Here is a 5,017-nt window from a genome sequence, read left to right as displayed (position 1 = left end):
CGGCGAGGCCGCCCTCGGCACAGGTGCGCAGCACGGCAGCGGTCTCGGCCTCGTCGGCGGGACGGGCCACCCACTGCGCGGCCACGCCGTCGACGGCATCCGACGAGTCGGCCTCGGTGGCGTGGCCGCCGCAGTCGTCCTCGAGCTGGGCCAGCGGATCGCCCATCAGAAGACCTCCGCCACGCCGGCCTCCGAGAGCGGGTGGGCTCCCTTGTGCCTGCCCGGCACCTCACCGCACAGGCGAGGGGTCGGAAACACCTTGCCAGGGTTGGAGATCGAATCCGGGTCGAAGGCGCACCGGACCAGCTGCATGGTGTCGAGGTCGTCGTCGGAGAACATCCGGGGCATGAACTTGGCCTTGTCCGAACCGACTCCGTGCTCGCCCGTGATGGAGCCACCGTGCTGGATGCACAGGTCGAGGATCGCGCCGGAGGCCTCCTCGGCTCGCTCGGCCTCGCCGGGGTTGGCGTCGTCGAAGAGCACCAGTGGGTGCAGGTTGCCGTCGCCGGCGTGGAAGACGTTCGCCACCCGGACCCCCTTGTCGACGCCGATGGCCTCGATGGCGCGCAGCACCTCCGGCAGCGAGGTGCGCGGGATCACCCCGTCCTGGACGATGTAGTCGGGGCTGATCCGCCCGACGGCGGCGAAGGCGGACTTGCGCCCCTTCCAGAACAGCGCGCGCTCGGCGTCGTCGCGGGCGATCCGGATCTCGAAGGCGTCGTGCTCGCGGCAGAACCGCTCGACCTGCTCGAAGACGTGCTCGACCTCCGGCGTGGGGCCGTCGAGCTCGACGACGAGTACCGCACCGGCACCGGCCGGGTAGTCGCAGTGCACCGCGGCTTCGGCGGCCTCGATCGCCAGCGCGTCCATCATCTCGATGGCCGCCGGGATCACGCCCGCGCCGATGATCGCCGAGACCGCTCCCCCGGCCTGGTCGGTGTGCGGGAACGCCGCCAGCAGCGTCCGCACGGACTCGGGCGAGCGGGTCAGCCGCACCGTGACCCGGGTGGCGATCCCGAGGGTCCCCTCGGAACCGACGAGGGCGCCGAGCAGGTCGTATCCGGGCGGGTCCGGCGCCTTGCCGCCGATCTCCACGACCTCGCCCGCGGGGGTGACCAGCTCCAACCCGGTGACGTGGTTGGTGGTGAAGCCGTACTTGAGGCAGTGCGCCCCACCGGAGTTCTCGGCCACGTTGCCGCCGATCGAGCAGACCTGCTGGCTGGAGGGATCGGGCGCGTAGTAGTAGCCCTGCGGCTGCGTGGCCTGGCTCAGGTGCAGGTTGATCACGCCCGGTTCGACGACGGCGCGCTGGCTGTCCCGGTCGATCTCGAGGATCTGCCGCATCCGCGAGGTGACGATCAGGACCCCATCGGCGTGGGGCAGTGCGCCACCGGACAGGCCCGTGCCAGAGCCCCGAGCCACGAACGGCACGCCGGCCTGCGCGCAGGCCTTGACGCACGCCGCGATCTGGGCGGTCGTCTCGGCCAGCACGACGAGCGCCGGGGTCACCTTGTAGTGGGCGAGCCCGTCGCACTCGTAGGTGCGCAGCCGCTGGTGGTCGGTGATGACGGCGTCGTCACCCAGCAGGGGCCGCAGCTGGTCGGCCAGGCCTCTCGCGTCCATCGGGTCAGGGCATCCGTTCGTAGGCCGGCAGGGTGAGGAACTCCTCGAAGTCGTCGGAGACGGCGACGTCGAGGAAGGTCGCCTTCGCGTCCGCGTAGTCTGCCGCGTCACCGGGCAGCTTGGCGATCTCCTCGTCCACGATGCGGTGCACCAGTTCCCGGGTCACCGTCTCCCCGTCCTCCAGCTCGACGTCGTTGTGGAGCCACTGCCACACCTGCGAGCGCGAGATCTCCGCCGTGGCGGCGTCCTCCATCAGGTTGAAGATCGCCACCGCACCGGTCCCCCTCAACCATGAGGCGAGGTACTGGATGCCGACGCTGATGTTGGCCCGCAGACCCGCTTCCGTGACGCTGCCCGGCGTCGCTGCCACGTCCAGCAGCTCGGCTGCGGTCACGTGCACGTCGTCACGCAGCCGGTCGAGCTGGTTGGGCCGATCTCCCAGCACGGCGTCGAAGGCCTTGCGGCAGATCGGCACGAGGTCGGGGTGGGCCACCCAGGACCCGTCGAAGCCGTCGCTCGCCTCGCGCTCCTTGTCCTCGGTCACCTTGGCCATCGCGACCTTGTTGACCTCGGCGTCGCGGCGGCTCGGGATGAAGGCGGCCATGCCGCCGATGGCGTGGGCGCCGCGGCGGTGACAGGTGGAGACGAGCAGCTCGGTGTAGCTGCGCATGAAGGGCACGGTCATGGTGACCTGGGCCCGGTCGGGCAGCAGGAAGTCTCGACCGCGGGTGCGGAACTTCTTGATCACGCTGAAGATGTAGTCCCACCGCCCGGCGTTGAGCCCCGAGCTGTGGTCGCGCAGCTCGTAGAGGATCTCCTCCATCTCGAAGGCCGCGGGGTAGGTCTCGATCAGCACGGTGGCCCGGATGGTGCCCTGCGGCATGCCGAGCCGGTCCTGGGCGCGGACGAAGACGTCGTTCCAGAGCCGGGCCTCTTTGTGGCTCTCCATCTTCGGTAGGTAGAAGTAGGGTCCCTTGCCGGCGTCGAGCTGGCGCTGGCCGCAGTGGAACAGGTAGAGCCCGAAGTCGACCAGGCTGCCCGACATCGGTTGACCGTCGACCAGGATGTGCTTCTCGGGCAGGTGCCAACCGCGCGGCCGGGCCACGATGGTCGCCAGCTCGTCTCCGAGGGCGTAGGTCTTGCCCTCCTCACTGGTGAAGTCGATCTGCCGGTCCAAGGCGTCCCGAAGGTTGCGTTGGCCGTCGATGACATTGCGCCACAAGGGAGTCGACGCGTCCTCGAAGTCGGCGAGCCAGACCTTGGCGCCGGAGTTCAGCGCGTTGATGGTCATCTTGCGATCAGTCGGGCCGGTGATCTCCACCCGGCGGTCGACCAGTCCCGGCGCGGGCGGCGCCACCTGCCAGTCGCCCTCCCGGATCTCGCGTGTCTCCGGGAGGAAGTCCAGCGTGCCGCCGGCGGCCAGCTCGGCATACCGGCTCTCCCGCGCGGCGAGCAGCTCCTGCCGCCGCGCCTCGAAGGTGCGGTGCAGGTCGGCCAGCAGCTCCAACGCGTCCGGAGTGAGGATCTCGCGATCCGCGTCGGAGAGGTCGACGGTGACTGTGACGTCCTTCGGCTCGGTCATCTGGACAAACTCACCCGTATTTCCATATCGTGGAAGTGTTCTTCTGTTTTCCGGTTGACTGTAGGACCGCTCCCGTTCTTGCGTCAACGGTTTGCGAGGTGGCAGTTCAGGCTCTCCGGAGCCCGGCGGACACGAGAGGCAGCTGGCATGGGCACGGTCCCTCGGGGAAAGGTGCAGGGCGTTCGTCCCGGCACAAGCGGCAGGATCCAGTCCGTCGAGCGCGCGTTTGCCGTCCTCGAGGCGATGGTGGACGCAGGTGGCGCTATCTCGCTGACCGATCTGTCGGACGCCGTGCGGTTGCCGCTGCCCACCATCCACCGGCTGCTGCGCACGTTCGTCGAGCTCGGCTACGTCCGGCAGGAACCGTCGCGGCAGTACGTCCTCGGCCCCGGGCTCATCCGTCTGGGCGAGACCTCGTCACTCGCCCTCGGGACCTGGGCACGGCCGCACCTTGCGCGCCTCGTCGACGAACTCGGCGAGAGCGCGAACCTGGCCATGCTGGAGGGCGATCGGGTCGTCTACGTCGGCCAGGTGCCGTCGCGCCACAGCATGCGGATGTTCACCGAGGTCGGCCGACAGGTCCCCGCGCACTGCACGGCCGTCGGCAAGGCCATGCTCGCGAGGGAATCCGCCGACCAGGTGCGCACCCTGCTCGACAGGGCGGGGATGCTGGCGCAGACCGAGCACACGATCACGACGCCGGACGCGATGTTCGAGGAGCTCGACAGGGTCCGTCGTGACGGTTACGCCATGGACAACGGGGAGCAGGAGGTCGGGGTGCGGTGCGTCGGTGTGGCCGTGCCGGAGGCGCCCTTCCGGGTGGCCATGTCGGTCTCCGGGCCGGCCACGCGGATCTCCGACGCGTTCGTGCAGCGTGCCGTCCCACAGCTACTGCGTGCGGCGGCCGACCTCTCCCGCGACCTGCGTCGGGCGCACGCCTGAACGGCCCCGGCAGGGGTCAGGCGCTGCCGGCGATGTGCTCGATGAGTCCGGTCGTCGAGACCGACGGCGTGCGGGGCAGGTAGACCACCTCGCACAGGTCGCTGACGAAGTCGAACTTGCCCTTCCAGTCGTCGCCCATGACGAGCACGTCCGCGGCGTACTTCTCGATGTAGTCGCGCTTGAGCTCGAGGCTCTCCTCGACGAAGACCTCGTCCACGACGGCGAGCGCACCCACGATCTCCATGCGCTCGTCCTGGGTGAACACCGGGGCGCGGTTCTTCTTCTTCAGGTTCAGCGCATCGGCCGAGACTCCGACGACGAGCCGGTCGCCGAGCGCTGCGGCTCGCTTGAGGACCCGGACGTGCCCGACGTGGAGCACGTCGAAGGTCCCGAACGTGATGACGGTGCGGTTGCTCACGACGGCGACCCTACCGGCGCGGTGGGGTCACGGCATACCCGCTGTTCAGCGACGCGGGACCGCGCGCGGGTGGGTGGTCCCCCGACGGCACCCGGCGACGCGCACCTCCAGCGCGTGGGCCAGTGCAGCCACGGCACGCTCCGGGTCGGGAATCGTGGGCACGCGCTGGGGACCGGTGCAGACCGTGTCCTGCACCGCCGAGACGATGCTGGTGCTCGGGTTGACCTGGGCGACCTCGTCGAGCAGGTGGCCGATCTCGCAGGCCTGCAGATGGGGCAGCGCGGTGATCTGCGCGACGACGGCGTCGACGCCCGGGTCCTCCGCCACCGCCATCAGGGCCTTCCGCAGGTGGTCGATGGTGGCCGCGGAGGTCGCGTCGACCGCCGGGCCGACCGAAGCGCCCGGGGGCAGGACCGTGCTCAGCCGCCGATCGGCGTGCTGCGACAGGTCGG

5 protein-coding genes are annotated in these 5,017 nt (G+C 70.0%); 1 reads left to right on the top strand and 4 read right to left on the bottom strand.

Annotated features, from left to right (window positions below; translation table 11 throughout):
• Positions 1-165: 165 nt before the first annotated feature.
• Both FRW57_RS17090 and aceB read right to left on the bottom strand, forming a co-directional pair.
• A complete protein-coding gene (locus tag FRW57_RS17090; RefSeq protein WP_152186559.1) occupies positions 166-1,623 on the bottom strand; it encodes an FAD-linked oxidase C-terminal domain-containing protein in 1,458 nt (485 codons plus the stop codon).
• Positions 1,624-1,627: 4 nt separating this feature from the next.
• A complete protein-coding gene (gene aceB, locus FRW57_RS17085) occupies positions 1,628-3,205 on the bottom strand; it encodes a malate synthase A (RefSeq protein WP_152186558.1) in 1,578 nt (525 codons plus the stop codon).
• Positions 3,206-3,352: 147 nt separating this feature from the next.
• Here aceB and FRW57_RS17080 point away from each other — a divergent pair, with 147 nt between their 5' ends.
• Positions 3,353-4,147 (top strand): IclR family transcriptional regulator, encoded by a 795-nt coding sequence (locus tag FRW57_RS17080; protein WP_137120615.1) that lies wholly within the window; start codon positions 3,353-3,355, stop codon positions 4,145-4,147.
• Between the two features lie 16 nt (positions 4,148-4,163).
• On the opposite strand, the gene FRW57_RS17075 is transcribed toward FRW57_RS17080, so the two are convergent.
• Both FRW57_RS17075 and FRW57_RS23380 read right to left on the bottom strand, forming a co-directional pair.
• Positions 4,164-4,565 carry an FAD synthase family protein gene (locus FRW57_RS17075; protein WP_137120616.1) on the bottom strand — a complete coding sequence of 134 codons (402 nt, stop codon included), beginning with the start codon at positions 4,563-4,565 and terminating at the stop codon, positions 4,164-4,166.
• Between the two features lie 45 nt (positions 4,566-4,610).
• Positions 4,611-5,017, bottom strand: a 407-nt coding sequence (locus FRW57_RS23380) for a hypothetical protein (protein ID WP_203230384.1), incomplete at its 5' end; no start/stop codon positions are given.

This window comes from Segeticoccus rhizosphaerae (assembly GCF_009192725.1).
In the GTDB taxonomy this organism is placed as follows: domain Bacteria; phylum Actinomycetota; class Actinomycetes; order Actinomycetales; family Dermatophilaceae; genus Segeticoccus; species Segeticoccus rhizosphaerae.
This window is presented reverse-complemented; position numbering and strand designations above follow the sequence as displayed.